The organism is Sorangium sp. So ce1335 (assembly GCF_051521615.1).
Taxonomy (GTDB): Bacteria; Myxococcota_A; Polyangia; order Polyangiales; family Polyangiaceae; genus Sorangium.
The window spans coordinates 2,930,001-2,948,679 of record NZ_CP150363.1 but is presented as its reverse complement, the minus strand read 5'-3'; the positions used below and the strand labels follow the sequence as shown (position 1 = coordinate 2,948,679).

The window sequence follows — 18,679 nt, the reverse complement described above, 5'->3', positions numbered from 1 at the left end:
CTGCTCGTTTCAGGCGGGTTCACCCCGTTTGTCGCGCTAGCCGCATGCGTCGAGCGCCCTCGAGCACGCGCGAAGGCCGTCCCACGCGCGCTCGCCGGTGGAGGCTCGCGGCGGTGCCCTTCCTCGTTGGCGCGCTGCTCCAGGCCTCCGCCGCCCGCGCCGAGGGCGAGGGCCAGGCGGACGAGGCCGATCTCCACTTCGAGATGGGCCGCGACAGCTTCAAGAAGGGGCAGTTCCACGCAGCCCTCGAGCACTTCCTCGCGTCGAACCGGCTCGTGCCGAACCGCAACGTGGTCTTCAACATCGCGCTCACGTACGAGGAGCTCGGCCGCTTCGCGGACGCGCACCGGTACTACGACGACGCGCTCGAGGGCGAGACCGACCCGCAGGTCGCCGCCGAGGTCCGGGCCGCCCTCGAGCGGATCGCGCCGCGCGTCGCCGTGCTGCACATCGTCACGTCGCCGCCGGACGCCCGGATCTACGTCGACCGCAAGGACCTCGGGGTGCGGGGCAAGACGCCGCGCCGGCTCGCCCTGGCCGAGGGGCGCTACAGGATCCTCGTCGAGCTCGCGGGCCACGAGCCGATGACGGTGGACGGGCTCGATGTGAAGCTCGGGCGGACCCGGGAGGTGCTCGTCGTGCTCCGCCGCATCGTCGGCACGGTGCGGGTGGACGTGCGCGGCGCGAGCGAGGCCACGGTGCACGTCGACAGCGAGGGCGCGCCGCCCGCCTGCACCGCGCCCTGCGACCTCGACCTGCCGCCGGGCCGCCACGTCCTCTATTTCGCGCGCCCTGGGTACCAGGCGGCGCCGCAGCCGCTGACCGTCGACGCGCACGCGACCGTGCCCGTCACCGCGACGCTCAGCCCGCTCACCGGCTCGATCCTCGTGCGCGGCGGCGAGCCCAACGCGCTCGTCGAGATCGACGGCCGGCCGATGGGCTTCACGCCCTCCGTGATCCAGGGCGTCCCCGTGGGGCAGCGGCGCGTCCGCGTCAGCCTGCGGGGCTTCGCGCCCGTCGAGCGGACGATCGAGGTGACCGCGGGCCAGCAGGCGGAGCTGCGCGACGTCGCGCTGGAGCCGCTCCGGGAGGTGACGTCGGCCTCGCGCGTGCTGGAGCGCATGGAGGACGCGCCGGCCTCGGTCAGCGTCATCGATCAGCAGGAGCTGCGCGCCTTCGGGTACCCGACCATCGCCGAGGCGCTGCGCGGCACGCGCGGCGTCTACCTCTCGAACGACCACGTCGTCTACTCGGCCGGGATCCGCGGGCTCGGCGAGCCGCTCGACTACGGCAACCGGCTCCTCGTGCTCTCGGACGGGCACTCGACGAACGACAACACCCTGAACGCCTCGTTCGTCGGCTCGGACGCGCGCGACGACCTGCACGACGTCGATCACATCGAGATCGTCCGCGGCCCGGGCTCGCTGCTCTACGGCACGGGCGCCCTCTCCGGCATCGTCAACCTCGTCCCGCGCGGGCGGGACGAGCCCACCTCGGTGCACGCGGCGGCCGGCGCCTACTACGACAGCGTGGGCCACGCGCGCGCCGGGTTCCACTACAACGCCGGCAAGGACGCCGGCGTGCGGGCGAGCGTCTCCGCGGCCCGCTCCGACGGCTTCGACGTGCCTGTCGCGCCGAGGGACCCCAGCGGCGGGCCGCGCGCGCAGATCGCCGAGCACACGGAGGCCTTCCGGGCCGGCGGCACGTACGGGCGCGCCTGGTACGGGCCGCTGACGGCGCAGTGGATGGTCCACACGCGCGAGCAGCTCGTGCCGATCGGCTACGTGGGCACGCGGCTCAACGACCGGAGGACGAGGTACGAGGACACGCACATGCTGGCCGAGGTGCGCTTCGAGCCGCAGCTCACCCCCGACCTGCGGCTCATGGCGCGCGCCCACGTGAACCGCTTCGTCTGGCACGGCCATTACGCGTTCGACGAGCTGATCTCCGAGAGCCAGTACGGCACCTGGATGGGCGTCGAGGCGAGGGCGGCGTGGACGCCGCTCCCGGAGCTCAGGCTCACCGCGGGCGGCGAGGTGCAGGCGCACCCCGAGGCGACGCTGCACAACGTGCGGGAGGACCCGCACTTGCTGATCCTGGACGAGCGCAGGCCCTACGGCTTCGCGGCCGGCTACCTCATCGCCGACAGCTCCCCCGCCCCGTGGCTGCGCCTGTCGGCCGGCGCGCGCGTCGACGCCTACAGCACCTTCGCGCCGATCGTCGTGCCGCGCGCGGCGATCATCGTCCGGCCCGCGCCCGGAGGGGTCCTGAAGGTCATGGGCGGCCGCGCCTTCCGCACCCCCAGCATCTCCGAGCAGTACTACCAGGACGGCCAGACGCAGGTGGCCGCCGTGGATCCGGCGCGGGGGCGCACTCTCTCGCCGGAGTCGATCCTCTCGGGAGAGATCGAGTACGCGCAGCGCCTCGGCGACGAGTGGGTCGCGCTCGGCGCGGTCCACGCGAGCCGCGCCTCGGATCTCATCACGTTCACCGAGGACCGGCCCGGGGTGGTGCGTTACGCGAACAGCGGGTCGGCGGCGATCGTGGCCGGGGCCGACCTCGAGCTGCGCCGCGAGTGGCGGCAGGGCTGGATGCTGTCGGCGAACTACGGCTACCAGCGCGCCCAGCGCGCGGGCGGCGAGCGGCTCATCAACGTCCCGGAGCACCTCGCGTCGTTCCGCGGCGTCATCCCGGCGGTCGACCGGCTCCTCTCGGCCGGCCTGCGGATCAACCTGGAAGCCCCGCGGCGGATCCCCCGCGGCGGGGACGACGCGACGCGGACGGCGATCGTCGCGGATCTCACGGTGTCCGGGGAGATCCGCCGCTTCCACACGCGCTACGTGCTCGGCCTCTACAACGCGATGGACGCGCGGTACGACTACCCGGTCGCCGAGACCTACCTCTCGTCAACGAGCCGCCAGAACGGCCGGACCTTCCTCGGCGAGATCACGGTCAGCTACCCGTAGCCGGGCGCCTGCGGGTGCTCACGACATCAGCCGCGGAGCCCTCCCGGCCGCGCGCTCGCGAAGATGGCGATGTTTCGCGGCGTCACCTCGGGCTCGAAGACGATGGCCGCCTCGACCTCGTGCCCCCGCTCGAGGAGCGCCGTCGCCCGATCCAGCGCGACAGCGACCTCGGTGAGGCGGGCCAGGAGGTAGCGCGGCAGCGTGAGCCGGCGCATCCTGCCGAACGCCGCGCGCGCCGCCGCCTCGCGCTCGCGGAGCTCGGCCTCGGTCGCCGGGGGCAGGCCGCGCAGCGCGAGCGCCCGCGCCGCGAGCTCGCGCAGCCCGCCGTGCGCGCGCCGCCGGTTGATCCCGCGCATCTCCTCGCCCAGGGCGACGTCGAGCCCGCGGCCGCGGAGCAGCGAGAGCAGCGCGTGCCGCCGCTCGCGCGCCGCGAGCTCCTCGTCCAGGCTGGCCTCGACGCCGGCGCGCCGCGCCGTGAGGTTTGTCAGGCCGAGCGCCTCGCGCCGGAGGACGAGCCCCGCCGCCCTGCCCGCGGCCGAGAGCGGCGCGCGGACGGGCGCGCCGATCTTCTGCAAGCAGCACGACACGAGCGCGAGATCGCAGGGCGCCTCGGCCGCCGCCGTCACCATGCGGTCCCCGAGCTCGCCGCACGCGTGAAGGCCGACCGGCAGGTCGTCCGGGGTGAACGCGAGCGCCTCCTGGCATGCGTCGAACGCGACGAAGCGCGCCCGGCCCCCGGCGGCCAGCGCGGAGGCTGTCGCGACGCGATCGAGCTCGCGCTCCAGGCCGATCGCGTCGCGGTCGAAGCGCGCGGCGGCGAGGCGGGTGAAGTGCCCGCGCCCCGCGCCCACGTCCACGAGGCGGCGGGCGCGGGCGGCCATGGGCGCGACGGCGCCGAGCAGGGCCTCGAGCTGGAGCCGCTTGCGCGCGGGGACCGCCCGCAGCTCGTCGAGGGACGCCGGCGGGAGGGGCTGGACCGGCCGCCGGGGCAGCCTCGCGGCCTCGTCCGCGGCGCGCGCCAGGGCCGTGAGGCTGGGCGGCGCGCCGTCGAGCCCGTCAATGCACGCCGCGAGCCCGTCGGCCTCGCAGCGGGCGAGATCGCTGTCGGAGAGCGCGAGGAGGAAGCCGGTCCACCCCCGGGCCTCGCACCAGGCCGGCGGCGCGCCGTCGTCGACGCGCGCCTCCACGATGTCGAGCGCGGGCACGAGCACCTCGAGGGCGCGCTCGAGGCGCTGGGCGACGGACGGAGGTCGGGTCGACGGGGACATGCGCGGGCGAGGAGGGGGCCAGCACTACCGGATCGTCGCGTCGCCCGGAAGACGCGTCGCCCGGAAGGCGCGTCGCCCGGATGACGCGTCGGCCGCGGGCGCCGTTCGGGCAGCCGGGGGGGCTTGCGGGGAGGTCCCCCCGCACCATGAGAGGCGCATGGATAACCAGAACAAGCAGGGCGCACAGGCGACCGATCAACGGCAGCAGCCCGTGGACGAGCGCACGCAGCGGCGCGCCGGCGAGGCCCACCGCGGCGGCAAGAGCTCGCAGGAGAGCGCGGAGGCGTACCAGAAGGGCGAGAACCCCGGCGGGACGCACCAGGGCGGCGACACCGAGGGCGCCGTGGGCGCGACGCACGGCCACGGCGACTTCGGCGGCAAGGGCGCCAAGGGTGGCGACGAGGGCGAGGGCCGGGCGAACCCCTACGAGGACATCGGCGTGAAGAAGGGGCGGGACTGATCGCGGCCGGCCGAGCGCGCCGCCGGAGGCCCCCGGCGGGCGCAGCCTTCCGCCGGGCGGCGCATGGTAGCGTGGGGGCGTCATGCGCCTGCTCGCCTTCGCGCTTCTCTGTCTCTGGATGTGCGGCTGCGCTCCGGCCCTCTCCACGTTCCAGCCGGCCCACGTGGCCGACAAGGGCCATGTCCAGGCCGAGCTCGGGTTCGACGTCTCGATTCCGACCGGCGCCATCGCCTCGCTCATCGACGCCGGCATCGTGCTCGCGGACGTCGCGGAGTCCCGGGAGCTGTCCGAGCGCGAGCGGCAGACGCTCTTCGAGGCGGGCGGCGCGCTCGCGCTGAACCCGCCCTCGGCCACGCCGCACGTCGGGATCGGCTACACGGCCCTCGACCGCTGGGAGCTCAACCTCCGTTACACGACGAGCGCGCTTCGCCTGGGCACCCGCTATCAGATCCTGAAGCGCGCCAGGGACGGCGTCGATCTGACGGCCGGCGTCGGCGTCGGGCGCTACGTGCTGGGGTTTCCTGTCGTGAGCGTCCTCGACATCGTCGAGCTCGATGACTTCACGCGATGGCAGGTCGATCTGCCGATCCAGATCGGGACGGCGGGCACGTGGTACCGGGTCTGGGGCGGCCCTCGCCTCATGTTCACGACGTTCGACGCGGGGCTCACCGTGAACCTGCCCGAGCTCACCGGCTACCCGGGCGAGCGCGAGATCGCCTCGATGTCCGGCACCGGGCTCTACGTGGGCGGCCAGGCCGGCGTCGCGTTCGGCTACAAGCACGTGTTCCTGGGCATCGAGCTGACGCTCGCGGAGCTCTTCACGGGCGGCGAGCTCTCCGTGCTCGGGGAGCGGGAGGTCGAGGTGGATCTCGACAGCTTCGTCGTCTACCCGACGGTGGGGCTGATGGTCGAATTCTAGACGGCGGGGTTGGTACAGCGTTCCGAGGGACGCCCGCGTTGGCCAGATCCGCGATGGAGAGAGGATGGGAGAGAATTTGAACCACAGAGGCACAGAGGAAGAGAGAACAAATTGAGAGAACAAATCAAAACGAACGCAGGGGCACACAGAGAGGACAAAAAATCATCTCTCCCTCTCTTTCTTCCCTCTGTGCCCTCTGTGCCCTCTGTGGTTCAAATTCTCTCATGAACCAGGGATCAACCTGGGCCGCCATCGCAACGCGCCTCAGGGGAGAGAGCCCATGTCCGTTCGCCGACTGACCGACGCAGACGCCGCCCCGCTCCGGGCGCTCAGGCTCCGCGCGCTCCGGGAGGAGCCCGATCCGTTCCTGACCACGTTCGAGGAGGAGCAGGCGCGGCCGCTCGAGGACCTGGTCGCGCGGCTCCGGCAGCAGAGCGACACCTCGGACAGCGCGGTGCTCGGCGCGTTCGAGGGCGAGGCGCTCGTCGGGATGCTCGGGTTCTACCGCGACGGGCACCGCAAGGCGCGGCACCGCGTCGGCTTGTGGGGCATGTACGTCGCGCCCGAGGCGCGCGGGCGCGGGCACGGGCGCGCGCTGCTCGACGCGGCGATCGCCCGGATCGGCGCGATCGCAGGCGTGGAGCAGGTCCACCTCGGCGTCTCAGCGTCGAGCGGGGCCGCGCGCGAGCTCTACCTGTGCGCGGGCTTCCAGGTGACAGGCACCCTCCCCCGCGCGATGAAGGACGGCGACCGGTACATCGACGAAGAGCTCATGATGCGACCGCTGTAGCAGCGCATGACCAGAAGGGGTCGCGCGACGGCGCCGCCCGGAGGCGCGCCCCTCTCCTGCTCGGACTCGACGCCAGCGCGCCAAGATGCATGCGCTGCGTGGGGCGCATGGCGCGTCGCCAGGGCGGTCGCGCGCCGGGCGCCCCGCCCGCTCAGGATCCGCCGAACAGGAGGAGCCCGTACTCCCCGACCAGCGTGAAGCCGAGCGCCTCGTAGGCGGCGATCGCCGCGCGGTTCCCGGCGCCCGTGAAGAGGATCGCGCGCGACGCGCCCTCCTCCCGCGCCAGGAGCAGCGAGCCGGCGACCGCCGCGCGCGCGTGGCCCCGCCCGCGCAGCTCCGGCGGGGTCCACACGCCGCCCACCTGGACGATGTCGGGCAAGCGCGCGTTGAAGAACGTGCAGGACACCAGCGCTTCGCCGGCGACCAGCACGAAGGCGTGGCCGTCCTCGTGCTGGCGCGCGATGTCCTCGCGCGACGACGCGTCGAGGGCGGGGCCGGGCTGGCGCGCGAAGAGCTCGACCGAGTACGCGGCGCGCCAGCGCGCGAGCCGGTCGACGTCGGCGGGCGCAGAGCGGCGGCAGATCACCTGGCCCGAGGCGAGCGGGCCAGGCACCCGCAGCGCCGGCAGGTCGAGGGCGAACAGCTTCTCGCGGCCGCCGCCGACGACGCTGTCCTCGGGATGGCCGAGCGCGTCGCGGGCGCGCACGGCCTGCTCGTACGGGCCGGCGATGCCGAACCGTCGGGCCCGGCCGGAGCGCTCGACGGCGGCGCGCGCGACGACCTCCGTGTGGACGGGCGCCTGGACGATCAGCAGGCCGTTCCAGCAGTGCGCGGCGACGGCGACGACACGGCCCTGCTCGAAGGCGGCGACATAGGTGGCCTGATACGGGCTGCCCTCGTCCACGAGGCCGGCGGCGCGCACGTTGGAGCGCAGGAACATCGAGCTGTCGGCGTGCTGGACGAGGAACGCCTCGAGGGCGGCCTCGTCGCCGGGAACGAGGGTGCGGAGGTCAGGCATGACCGCGAGAGCATACAAAGGCCGGCGGCCTCCGCGGCAAGGCGCCAGCACGAAATACCCCCTCCGGGCCACGGTGCGCGCGCTGGACGCGGGCGGCTGCGCGCTCGTCCCGGGGAGGCGCACCCTGCTCGACACGCTCGCCGCCTGGCTCGCGAACAGCGGCGGCGGCGCGCAGCGCGGTCCGGCAGGACGGCCTGGGCGTTACGACAGCTTATCGCCCCCGGAAAAGCGGAGGAAACGGGCGCCGGGAGACAATCGCTGGGTCCCGCGGCGGCCCGCGCCGCAGGGCGGTGTCCTCGTCCACGGAGGTAGTCCACGTGGTGACCTCTGCCGATCTCGCCATCAAGGATCTCGGCCCCTGCCGGTACCCCTCGCCCGTCGCCGAGAAGCTCGGCGAGAAGGCCACGGTGTACGTCGGAGATGCCGACAAGGTGCTGTTCGACGACCGCCTGTCCGCCGTCCTCGAGGGCGCCTCCGATCCGCGGCCGCCTGCGTTCGAGCTGGCCGGGCCGCGCAACCGCGTGTTCTGGGATCCGAGGTCCCCCTCGGACAGCGTGTATTGCTGGAACATGGCCCGGAATGCGGTCCACGCCGCCATGGCGGGCAACACCGAGATGCTGATCGGCCGGTGGCACGGCCGCTTCGTGCACGTGCCGATGCCGCTCGCCGTCCGCATGCGCAAGCAGGTGGGGCCGACGGACGATCTTTGGATGGCGGTCGTAGAGGCCACGTGACAGCCGCTGTCGTTCGATGAGCCGCCGCTCGGGCCGGGGGCGCCATGGCGGTGTCCCACGTTCGACCACGCGGCGTCGCCCGTGGCATGATGGCCGCCATGACAACCTCGTCGCTCTCGCTCTCGCTCTCGCTCTCGCTCTCGCTCTCGCTCGTCGGCCTCTTCGGCCTCCCCGGCTGTCACAAGGAAGCCCCGGCCCCCGTGTCCCCCGAGGCCGCCGCCGCGCCGTCGCCGCCGGCCGAGGCCGCGCCCGCGACGCCCGCGGGGACCGACGCCGCCTCCGGAGACCGCGCCGCCGCGCCGGCGCCCCGGTGCGCGACCGACGCCGACTGCGTCGTGTCCTGCGCCCGCGCCGGCGAGTGCTGCGACCAGCTCTGCCCGCCGTGCAACCAGGCGTTCCACCGCGACGCGCTCGCGGCGCACGAGCAATGGCGCGCCCAGAGCTGCGCCGCCACGAGCTGCCCGGTCGCGAAGTGCATGGCGCCGAAGGAGGACTCGATCGCGCGCTGCGCCGCGGGGCAGTGCGTCGTCGAGCGCGTCCCGGCCACCGAGCCGAAGTGAGGGCGCGCGCCGCTGCGCCATCCCGAAACAGCGGCGACACCGGCCAACCAGGGACCACGCTGCGTTTTGCCACAGGCCGCCCCCCCGCCACACCGATCGGGCTCGACGGGCGCGGGGCAGCGCACAACCAGGAACATACCCGCTGCGGCGGGGCGCCTCCCGCCGAGCTCGCCGCCCCTGGCCTTGCCTTTGCAGTGCGCAAGTCCAGGCAGGAAGATCACGATCTCGGCGGCGCGCGCGCTCCGCCCACGGCCGGAGCCCGTATCGAACAGCGGATCAGCTCTCGCCGGGATCGCAGCGGGAGGTCCCTTGGGCATCGAGATCCAGCAAGACCATTTCAGGACCGTCGATTACGGGCTGTTCAAGGCGCGCCTCCAGCAGCACCTCACGGCGCTCGAGATGGTGCTCAGCCGGCCGGGGTTCGGCCTGGGAGAGACGACGATCGGCACCGAGCTCGAGATGTTCCTCGTCGACCGCGAGGCGCGCCCCGTGCCGATCGGGCCGGAGATCGCGAGCGCGGCGGCGAGCCCGATGATCACGCCGGAGATGGGCGCGTTCGACATCGAGCTCAGCACGCAGGCGGTGCCGCTCGCCGGACGTCCGTTCTCGGCGCTGCGCGAGCAGATGCGCGCGACCGCCGAGGCGATCCGCGAGCGCGCCGCGGCGCGCGGGGCGCGCGTCGTCCCGGTCAGCATCCTGCCGACGTTCCGCCGGCAGGACTTCAACCCCGGGGCGATCACCAACCTGCCCCGGTACCGCGCGCTCGCCGCGGGGCTCTGCCGGCTGCGCAAGGCGCCGTTCCACATCCGGATCGACGGGGCCGAGCCGCTGGAGCTGATGTCGGACGATCCGGCGATGGAAGCGGCGAACACGGCGTTTCAGGTCCACCTCCGGGCGGCGCCCGACGCGTTCGCGCGGCTGTTCAACGCGGCCATGATGATGACCGCGCCGGTGCTCGCGGCGTCCGGCAACTCGCCCATCTTCCTCGGCCACCGGCTGTGGCACGAGACGCGGGTCGCCGTCTTCAAGCAGGCCGGCGACGACCGACCGCCGGACCGCGAAACGGACTGGAAGATGCCGGCCCGCATCGGCTTCGGGACCGGCTGGGTGCGCGACGGGGCCGCGGAGCTGTTCATGGAGAGCGTCGCGCTTCACGAGCCCATCCTCCCCGTGTGCAGCGACGAGGACGTGCTCGCGTGCGCGCGGGCCGGCGGCGTGCCCCAGCTCCACGAGCTCCGCCTGCACCACGGCACGGTCTGGAACTGGAATCGACCTGTCTACGATCCGGCCGGCGGCGGTCACCTGCGGATCGAGCTCCGCGCCCTGCCGTCGGGCCCCACCCTCGATGACATGCTCGCGAACGGCTGCTTCCTCCTCGGAGGCATCCTCGCGCTCGCGCCCTCCGTGACAGAGCTCCTCCCGTCGTTCCCCTTCGGCCTCGCCGCGAGGAACTTCTACCATGCCGCGCAGTTCGGCCTCGACGCCGAGCTCGTCTGGCCGACGGCGCCGGGGGCCCCGCCCCGGGGGGTCCGCGCGCGCGATCTGCTCCTGTCGCTCCTGCCGGGGGTCGAGGAGGGGTTGCTCACCGCCGGGGTGGACGGGGCAGAGGCCCGCCGGTTCCTGGAGGTCTTCGAGCGGCGCGTCGCCAGGGGCGTCACCGGGGCCGTCTGGCAGCTCCGCACGCTCGACGCGATGGAGGCGCGCGGGGCGCCGCGCGACGAGGCGCTCCGGAGGATGCTGGAGCGGTACATGGCCGAGGTCGATTCCGGACAGCCCGTGCACGCCTGGACGATCCCCGGCGCGGGCGCGGCGTGAGGTCGCCATGAACCGGGACGCGACGACGCCCCTCGCGGAGCAGATCGACGCGCAGCTCTCCGCGCCCGGCGCGATCGACGCCGCGCGGTTCGCGGCGTTCCTCGAGGGGCAGCGGGAGCTCGGCCTCGTCCACGGCGCGCGCGCCCTGTGCCGCCACCTGCGGCCTTACCTCATCGCGGAGCAGGACTACGCCGCCGTCGCCCGCGCCGCCGAGCGGGTCGCCGCCGCGCTCGAGCGCGTCGCCCGGCGCGCGCTCGCGGATCCCGCGATGGCCGACGAGCTGGGGTTGTCGGCGGACGAGCGCGCCCTCGCGGCGCTGGATCCCGGCGAGGGCCCGTTCCTCACGGTCGGGCGCCTCGACATGCTCGTGACCGACGGCGGCTTCTCCTTCATCGAGCTCAACGCCGACTCGCCCGCTGGCATCACCGATCAGCTCCTCATCGAGCAGACGTTGATGGAGCTCCCCGCCCTATCGCCCTTCCGCGGTCGGCCGGGCCTGCGCACGCCCGCTCCGCACCGGGGGCTGGTCCGCGCGCTCCGCGAGGGGTACGCCGCGTGGGGCGGGCGCGCGCCGCGGCCCACCGTGGCGATCGTCGACTGGGCGGCGGTCGACACGTCGGCCGAGTTCAAGGTGCTCGCCGGCCTGCTCACGGCCGACGGGCACCGCGCGATGGTCCTCGACCCGGACCAGCTCGAGTACGACGGAGCCCGCCTGTCCGCCGGGGGAGAGCGGATCGATCTCGTCTACCGGCGGGTGATCACGCAGGAGCTCATCGGGCGGCGCGGCCTCAATCACCCGCTCGTCCGCGCGTACCGGGACCGCGCGGCGTATGTCGCCAACTCGTTCCGAACGAAGCCGCTCAACAAGAAGGCGGCGTTCGCGGTCCTCAGCACCCCCGACTTCTCGGGCCTCTTCTCGCCCGAGCAGCGCGATGCCATCGCGGCGCACGTCCCCTGGACGCGCCGGGTGAAGGCGGGTCGGACGGCGTGGAGGGGCCGCGAGGTGGATCTCGTGGAGCTCATCCTTTGCGAGCAGGAGAGCTTCGTGCTGAAGCCGAACGACGATTACGGCGGCAAGGGCGTGCTGCTCGGCTGGCAGACGCCTCCCGACGTGTGGAGGGAGGCGGTCCGCGGCGCCGAGGAGCAGCGCGCGATCGTCCAGGAGCGCAGCCGGGCGCGCACCGCGCGCATGCCGACGTTCCGCGACGGCATCGTGGACGAAGAGGTGTATTTCGATCTCTGCCCCTTCGTGTTCGCCGGCCGCATGGAAGGCGCGATGGTGCGGCTCTCGGCCTCGGCGGTGAGCAACGTCTCCGCGGGGGGCGGGGTGACGGGGCTCTTGATCGTAGATGACGCGGTTTCACCGCGGGAGGATTCACGCCATGTGTGAGCTCCTTGGCATGGTCTCGAACGTGCCGACGGACATCGTGTTCTCGTTCACCGGGCTCGCGCTCCGGGGCGGGCAGACGGGGCCGCACGCGGACGGCTGGGGCGTCTCGCTCTACGACGGGCTGTTCGCCCGGACGTTCCTCGAGCCGCACCCCGCGTTCTCGAGCCCCCTCGCCCGGTTCATCCGCGAGAACCCGATCCACACGGCGCTCTCCATCGCCCACGTGCGCAAGATGACGCGCGGCGGCGCGGCCCTGAAGAACACCCATCCTTTCATGCGGGTTCTCCACCGGCGCCACATCGTGTTCGCGCACAACGGCACCCTGCCCACGGTCCGGGATCGCCAGCTCCACTTCGAGACGCCCATCGGCGACACCGACAGCGAACATGCCTTCTGTGTCATCCTCGAGGAGCTCCGGAGCGCCTACGGCGCACAGTACCCGAGCGACGGGCGGGAGCTCGGGCGAACGCTCTACGAGCTCGGGAACGAGCTCGGCAGCGATGGAGTCTTCAACTTCCTGTTCGCGGACGGAGAGCACCTCTTCGCCCGCTGCGGCGACAACCTATCCTACATCCTCCGCCACGCCCCCTTCGGCGAGGCGACGCTCGTGGACGCGGACCTCAAGGTGAACTTCAACGACGTCCACGGCATGAGCCCGGACGCGCGCATGGCGGTCGTGGCCACCGAGCCGCTCACGCGCGACGAGCTCTGGAGCAAGGCGACGCCCGGCACGCTGTGGGTCTTCCGCGCCGGCGATCTCCTGGCGACGTTCCCCGAGATCCCTGCGGGGCGCGACGCGACCGCGGAGATCGCCGAGCGGGCGCCCCCCGGCTGAGCTGCGCCGGCAGAGGCGCGTGCGCTGCCGGCAGAAACAGGCGTGCGCTGCGCCGGCAGACAGAGGGGTGCCAGTCGGCCGCCCCCCCGGGCGGCGGCGCGCTCTCAGCCGCGCGGCCGCGCGAAGAGGCTCCGGAAGAAGTCGCCCAGCGTGTGTTCCTTGTAGTCGCTGAACTCGCCGGCATCGAGGTAGACGCCGCCGCACACGCTACAGGTCTCGTACCAGATGTGCGGTTGCTGCGGGTCGACCATGCGCACCATCGGCGTGGTGCAGCGGGGGCACGGCACCTTCCGGATGTCGTTGTTCTTTCGTCCGACCGAGGGATCGCCGGTGTCGATCTGGTGGGAGCCCTCCAGGGCCTTGAGCGACTCCTTCTCGTGGCTGTCGAACCAGATACCGCCGCACGCGGTGCATCGGTCGACGTCGATCCCGCCGAAGGTGACGATGGCCATCGAGGCGGTGCATTTCGGGCAGTTCACGTCGCGCTCCAGTGCGGCCGGCGCCGCGGTCTCTGGCGAGGCTACCAGAGGAGCCGGATCGGGTGAAGCGCGGAGCGCTCGGGCCGGCGCGCGCGGTCAGGCGTACGACGCCGGCGAGAGCCGCACCTGCTGGATGAGCTGCGGGTCGTGGCCGAGGAGGAGCCTCGCGCCGCGCTCCCGCGCGATCCGCTTGAGTCGGCGGATGCTGGCGAGCGCGGCCTCGTCATCGACGCTCTCGCCGGGGAGGACCTCGTCGGCGAAGTTCTCGACGAGATCGCCCGCGTCGCCGACGATCACGACGCTGCCAGTCTCCTTCAGCGTGACGACGACGGACTGGTGGCCTGGCGTGTGCCCGCGCGTGAGGACGACCTCCACGCCGGGCAGCGCCTCCCAGTCCCCGTCGACGAGGTCCCAGCGCAGGCCCGGCAGGTCGTAGTCGCGCTCGAACCAGGCGGGCCCGTGGTCGGGGCTGAAGGCGTGAGCGTGCTCCGCCCGCTGGACCGAGACGCGCGCGTCCTGGAACATCGCGAGGTTCCCGGCGTGGTCGAGGTGCATGTGCGTCAGGATCACGTGGCGGACGTCCTGCGGCCGCACCCCGATCTGCGCGAGCTGGTGGGCGAGCTCGTGCTCCGGGAGGATGACGGGCGGGCGAATCCCCTGCTTCGTGTAGTGCTCCTCCCGCAGCGCCGGATCGTGGACGAGCGCGCTGTTCAGCCCCGTGTCGACGAGCACGTAGCCCCGCGCGGTCTCGATGAGGTACGCCGAGACCGGCTCGGCGAGGATGAAGCGCCCCCCGCGGTCGCGCGTCGAGACCGTCTTCTCGAGGATCTCGAAGCCGCAGAGCAGGACATGGAGCCTCAGGGCCTCTGTGTTCATTGCGCCGTTCTACCAGCCGATCGGGCCGGGGGCAGCGTCGACCGCCTCGCCGGCGCGGCGTCGACCGCCTCGCCGGCGCGGCGTCGACCGCCTCGCCGGCGCGGGCCGGCGGCGCGCACGCGCGGCGGACCTCCTGCAGGTCGCCGCCGATGTCGCGCCGCCGGGCGTCATTTCGACTTCATCTTCTCCTTCACGATCTTCTGCAGCTCCTCGAAGTGCGGGCTGTCGCGCCGGATGGCCATGCCGAACTGCGACGTCCCGAGCTTCGCCTTCGAGTAGGAGACGTACCCGGACATCGCCGGGTGGGCCTCCAGGTCCGCGATCATCTTCTCGTAGTGGGGGTGAGGCATGTAGATGATGTCGGGCTTGTAGGCCTCGAAGAACTTGTCCGCGGAGAACGGCTCGAGCGCGAAGCGCCGGTCGTTCAGGCCGGCCATGTCGATGATCGACTTCCCGAGGTTCATCGCGCCGATCATCCCGACCTCGGTCGTGGCCATGACGACGTCGTCGGGGAGCGTCGAGACGCGATCGATCGCGAACCAGTATTTCTGCGGCCCCGAGGTGCTGGCGAGCTTGACCACGTTGAAGTGCCCGAGCCGGTTGGCCGCGGCGGCGCCCGCGAGGTCCTTGCCTGCCGTTGCGAGCGGCGTGGCGAGGTGAAGCCAGAGGATCGCCAGCGCGGCGACGCCGGCCACGGGCGCGGCGGCCGGCGCGGGCTGCCCGAGCGCGTCGGAGAGCGTCCGCGCGAGCCGGACGGCGCTCCTGCAAGCGAGATACACGAGACCTGGCAGCGGCGCGTAATAGAACCTCTGCGCAAACCCCATGATCGGGACGACGAAGAGCCACGAGTAGGCGAGGCAAATCAGCGTCGCGGCGAGGACTCCTTTGTCGAACGCCGGGGACGCCGTCCACCACGCCATGGGACCGGTCCTCTGCCGCTCCCCCGCCGGCGCCCCGGGGGCCGGCGCCCCTGGGGCGGCCTGGCGCGCCCCGAGGCCCACGAGGATGTCGAGCGCGATGACGGCGAGGAGCGGCCAGAAGAAGTCGAGCCAGTCGAAGAGATCGATGGTCGGTCGGCCCCGGTAGGCCTTGAGGATCCCCGATCCGTAGAGGTTCGTCGACTTGGCGTAGAACGGGAACGGGACGGGCGAGCCGAAGTACAGCTTGGCGATCCCGAGGTGGAGGGCGAGGACGGCGCCCGTCGCGGCGAGGGCGACGAGCCCGAAGCGCCGGCGGTCGCGGTCGCGCTCGAGCACGGCGACCGCGAGCGGGACGAGGACGGCGAAGGCCGTGAGCTCTGGCCGCACCGAGAAGGCGAGCCCGCCGAACGCGCCGAGCGCCACCCCGCCGGCGACGCGGGCCTTGTCGAGCAGCCGCAGCGCGAGGAGCAGGTACCCCGTGAGGAAGCAGAGGCCGAACGACGTGTCCATGCCGCTGACGAAGTGGTCGACCAGCGTGGAGCGGGCGACGCAGAACGCGACGAGCGCGAAGCAGGACAGGCGCGCGACCTTGCCGTCGCCTGCCGCGCGCAGGACGAGCAGGACGAGCAGGACGAGCAGGACCGGCCCGCAGATGAAGCTCTGAAGCATCGCGGCGAGGCTCGTGTTGCCGCCCGTGATGAGGTAGAGCGGCACGGCGAGGACGAGGAAGGCGAGCGACGTGAGCCCGTAGGCCGGCGGCCCGCTCGGGTTCCACGAGATGCCGTGCCCGGCGACGATGTTGTGCGCGTAGCGCTGGAACATGTACGCGTCGTCCCAGAGCGTGGTCAGGTCGAAGCGCATCGCCGTCTTGAAGGTCATGAGCACGAGGCAGAGCGCCATCGTGATCCAGAAGGACACCGAGACGAGCCTGCGCACCGCCTCACGCGGCATCGAAGGGAGGCGTTGTGCCGCGTCCGCTGCAGCGCCCTGCCCTGCCGGCGCGTCCGCGGACAGCTCGGCCCGCTCCCTCCCGGGCAACGTGGTCTCTATGTGCGTTGTCATCGTGCTCGGCGCTCACTTTCGGCTTCCGGCCCAGAGGTCCGCTTCCGCCGACAGGTTCGCGCCATGGCGCCGAGCCTCGTGCGGAGGCTCGAGGCGCTCGGCTTCCCTCGCGACATGACGCACCGCGCCATCCACGTGGGCCGCTTCCTCAGAGGCCGCATGGGGCGAACATAGTCCCAACCGCAGCGCGCCGTACATCCGGAACCGGCGTGGTAAAGCTGCGCAGTCAGGGGCCCCTGGGTCCCATCGAGCTCGCGCGAGGCGTCGCGCACGGCCGCGCGGCCGTCCGCCGGCGGGTACCTCAACGGGGCAGCCGCAGGCCCGAGGAGACCCTGTTCTTCGCGCGGCGCGGGGAGGGCCGAGGCTCCGCGGGATCCTCCAACGGGGCAGCCGTAGGTCCCAGGAGACCCTGTTCTTCGCGCGGCGCGGCGAGGGCCAATGCTCCGCGGGATCCTCCAACGGGGCAGCCGTAGGCCCGACGAGACCCTGTTCTTCGCGCGGCGCGGGGAGGGCCGATGTCTGAGCCCATTTGACCTCGCTCGTCAGGCGCAGCCTGGCGAGCGAGGTCTCAGGCGAGTCCGGCGGGGCCCCCGCGCCGCGCGAAGAACAGGGTCTCCTCGGGCCGGACAGCTCAGCAGGGCCTCGAGGCCCAGCTCCGCGCCGCGCCGCGCCCCGCGGACAGACCGCAAGGCGGACAAACGCAAAAAGCCCGCATGACGTCCGCCATGCAGGCTCTTTGTTCTTGAAGCGTCGCGTCGCTGCGTCGCGCTGCTCACACCCGAGCACCGGGCGCGAATCTCGTCACGTTCCATGGAGTATGGTCAAGCCGCACGACCTATTAGTACCGGTTAGCTCCGCCGATTGCTCGGCTTCCACACCCGGCCTATCAACCTCGTGGTCTACGAGGGGTCTTTAGGGGCCTTGCGGCCCGGGACACCTAGTCTTGAGGCCGGCTTCCCGCTTAGATGCTTTCAGCGGTTATCCGTTCCGTACATGGCTACCCGGCTATGCCCTTGGCAGGACAACCGGAGCACCAGAGGTACGTCCACCCAGGTCCTCTCGTACTATGGGCAGCTCCTCTCAAGTGTCCTACGCCCACGGCAGATAGGGACCAAACTGTCTCACGACGTTTTAAACCCAGCTCGCGTACCGCTTTAATCGGCGAACAGCCGAACCCTTGGGACCTGCTCCAGCCCCAGGATGCGATGGGCCGACATCGAGGTGCCAAACCGCGCCGCCGATATGAACTCTCAGGCGCGATCAGCCTGTTATCCCCAGAGTACCTTTTATCCGATGAGCGATGGCCCTTCCATACAGAACCACCGGATCACTAACGCCTGCTTTCGCACCTGTTCGACCTGTCGGTCTCACAGTTAAGCTCCCTTGTGCGTTTGCACTCTACGCCTGGTTTCCAATCAGGCTGAGGGAACCTTCGCACGCCTCCGTTACTTTTTAGGAGGCGACCGCCCCAGTCAAACTGCCCACCAGGCAGTGTCCCCGACCCAGTTCATGGGCCCAGGTTAGATTTCCAGAATACCCAGGGTGGTATTTCAACGTTGGCTCTGCCGAACCCAGAAGCCCGGCTTCATAGCCTCCCACCTATCCTACGCAGAATATCCCGAAAATCACTGCCAAGTTGCAGTAAAGGTTCATGGGGTCTTTCCGTCTTGCCGCGGGTAGAGGGTATCTTCACCCCCGATACAATTTCGCTGAGTCCCTGGTCGAGACAGCGGGGATGTTGTTATGCCATTCGTGCAGGTCGGAACTTACCCGACAAGGAATTTCGCTACCTTAGGACCGTTATAGTTACGGCCGCCGTTTACTGGGGCTTCGGTTCAGAGCTTCGCTTGCGCTGACTCGTCCCCTTAACCTTCCAGCACCGGGCAGGCATCAGACCCTATACGTCGTCTTACGACTTCGCAGAGTCCTGTGTTTTTAGTAAACAGTCACAACCCCCATTTCTCTGCAACCACCTCACGCTCCAGGCGCAAGCCCTTCACGCAAAGCGGCACACCTTCTCCCGAAGTTACGGTGTCATTTTGCCGAGTTCCTTAACCAGGGTTCTCTCACGCGCCTTGGGATACTCACCCCGCCCACCTGAGTCGGTTTGCGGTACGGACACCAAAGAGACTCTGTACGCGGCTTTTCTTGGAAGTCTGGGATCACCGAGTATCCAGGGCCGAAGCCCCGACCTCATCACCTCTCGGGCTAACGAGCCGTCGTTTGTCCCTATCGGGTCCTGACGACTCACCCTACCGGCTTGAACACGGAAGCCATCTACCGTGCTCGGCCTACCCTTCTCCGTCCCCGCTTACTTCAACGTCACCCTTGGTGGTGCAGGAATATTAACCTGCTTCCCATCACCTACGCCTCTCGGCCTCGGCTTAGGATCCGACTAACCCATGGGAGGATTATCCTTCCCCAGGAAACCTTGGGCTTACGGCGACCGAGTTTCTCGCTCGGTTTATCGCTACTCATGCCTGCATAAGCTCTTCTCAAGGCCGTTACCGGTCGTCACCGTCCGGCGTGTATCTCCTTGAGAATACTCCCCTACCGCTTCGTTAGAAGCCCGTGGCTTCGGTACTGA

The 18,679-nt window shown here is 71.3% G+C and carries 14 protein-coding genes and 1 rRNA gene (1 of these 15 running past the window's edge); 9 read left to right on the top strand and 6 right to left on the bottom strand.

Annotation, left to right across the window (positions count from 1 at the left end; all coding sequences use genetic code 11):
- Positions 1-113 precede the first annotated feature (113 nt).
- Positions 114-2,966, top strand: coding sequence for a TonB-dependent receptor domain-containing protein (locus WMF24_RS11000; RefSeq protein WP_437736339.1), 2,853 nt, complete (start codon positions 114-116; stop codon positions 2,964-2,966).
- Positions 2,967-2,992: 26 nt separating this feature from the next.
- Here WMF24_RS11000 and WMF24_RS10995 read toward each other — a convergent pair whose 3' ends face one another.
- Entirely contained in the window at positions 2,993-4,234 is a 1,242-nt protein-coding gene (locus WMF24_RS10995) for a methyltransferase (RefSeq protein ID WP_437736338.1), read from the bottom strand.
- A gap of 157 nt (positions 4,235-4,391) precedes the next feature.
- Between WMF24_RS10995 and WMF24_RS10990 the strand changes: the two genes are divergently transcribed.
- The 3 genes from WMF24_RS10990 to WMF24_RS10980 all read left to right on the top strand — a co-directional run bounded on the left by WMF24_RS10990 (position 4,392) and on the right by WMF24_RS10980 (position 6,403).
- On the top strand, positions 4,392-4,694 hold the full coding sequence (locus WMF24_RS10990) for a hypothetical protein (protein WP_437736337.1): 303 nt from the start codon (positions 4,392-4,394) through the stop codon (positions 4,692-4,694).
- Between the two features lie 82 nt (positions 4,695-4,776).
- On the top strand, positions 4,777-5,613 hold the full coding sequence (locus WMF24_RS10985) for a hypothetical protein (RefSeq protein ID WP_437736336.1): 837 nt from the start codon (positions 4,777-4,779) through the stop codon (positions 5,611-5,613).
- A 280-nt stretch (positions 5,614-5,893) separates the two neighbouring features.
- Positions 5,894-6,403 (top strand): N-acetyltransferase family protein, encoded by a 510-nt coding sequence (locus tag WMF24_RS10980; protein WP_437736335.1) that lies wholly within the window; start codon positions 5,894-5,896, stop codon positions 6,401-6,403.
- 151 nt (positions 6,404-6,554) lie between these two features.
- Here WMF24_RS10980 and WMF24_RS10975 read toward each other — a convergent pair whose 3' ends face one another.
- Positions 6,555-7,421, bottom strand: a complete 867-nt coding sequence (locus tag WMF24_RS10975; RefSeq protein ID WP_437736334.1) for a GNAT family N-acetyltransferase — start codon at positions 7,419-7,421, stop codon at positions 6,555-6,557.
- 317 nt (positions 7,422-7,738) lie between these two features.
- Here WMF24_RS10975 and WMF24_RS10970 point away from each other — a divergent pair, with 317 nt between their 5' ends.
- The 5 genes from WMF24_RS10970 to WMF24_RS10950 all read left to right on the top strand — a co-directional run bounded on the left by WMF24_RS10970 (position 7,739) and on the right by WMF24_RS10950 (position 12,755).
- Positions 7,739-8,155 (top strand): hypothetical protein, encoded by a 417-nt coding sequence (locus WMF24_RS10970; protein ID WP_437736333.1) that lies wholly within the window; start codon positions 7,739-7,741, stop codon positions 8,153-8,155.
- A 98-nt stretch (positions 8,156-8,253) separates the two neighbouring features.
- Positions 8,254-8,715, top strand: a complete 462-nt coding sequence (locus tag WMF24_RS10965; RefSeq protein ID WP_437736332.1) for a hypothetical protein — start codon at positions 8,254-8,256, stop codon at positions 8,713-8,715.
- A 309-nt stretch (positions 8,716-9,024) separates the two neighbouring features.
- Positions 9,025-10,530, top strand: a complete 1,506-nt coding sequence (locus WMF24_RS10960; protein ID WP_437736331.1) for a glutamate-cysteine ligase family protein — start codon at positions 9,025-9,027, stop codon at positions 10,528-10,530.
- A 7-nt stretch (positions 10,531-10,537) separates the two neighbouring features.
- A complete protein-coding gene (locus tag WMF24_RS10955; RefSeq protein ID WP_437736330.1) occupies positions 10,538-11,920 on the top strand; it encodes a hypothetical protein in 1,383 nt (460 codons plus the stop codon).
- Positions 11,913-12,755, top strand: coding sequence for a class II glutamine amidotransferase (locus WMF24_RS10950; protein ID WP_437736329.1), 843 nt, complete (start codon positions 11,913-11,915; stop codon positions 12,753-12,755). The genes WMF24_RS10955 and WMF24_RS10950 overlap by 8 nt, the downstream gene beginning before the upstream one ends.
- Before the next feature lie 104 nt (positions 12,756-12,859).
- On the opposite strand, the gene WMF24_RS10945 is transcribed toward WMF24_RS10950, so the two are convergent.
- The 4 genes from WMF24_RS10945 to WMF24_RS10930 form a co-directional block, all read right to left on the bottom strand.
- Positions 12,860-13,234 carry a zf-TFIIB domain-containing protein gene (locus WMF24_RS10945; RefSeq protein WP_437736328.1) on the bottom strand — a complete coding sequence of 125 codons (375 nt, stop codon included), beginning with the start codon at positions 13,232-13,234 and terminating at the stop codon, positions 12,860-12,862.
- Between the two features lie 96 nt (positions 13,235-13,330).
- Complete coding sequence (locus WMF24_RS10940) at positions 13,331-14,110, bottom strand: N-acyl homoserine lactonase family protein (protein ID WP_437736327.1); 780 nt, start codon at positions 14,108-14,110, stop codon at positions 13,331-13,333.
- A 167-nt stretch (positions 14,111-14,277) separates the two neighbouring features.
- Complete coding sequence (locus WMF24_RS10935; RefSeq protein ID WP_437736326.1) at positions 14,278-15,981, bottom strand: hypothetical protein; 1,704 nt, start codon at positions 15,979-15,981, stop codon at positions 14,278-14,280.
- A 928-nt stretch (positions 15,982-16,909) separates the two neighbouring features.
- Positions 16,910-18,679: ribosomal RNA gene (locus WMF24_RS10930) — 23S ribosomal RNA — on the bottom strand (it continues 1,235 nt past the right edge of the window).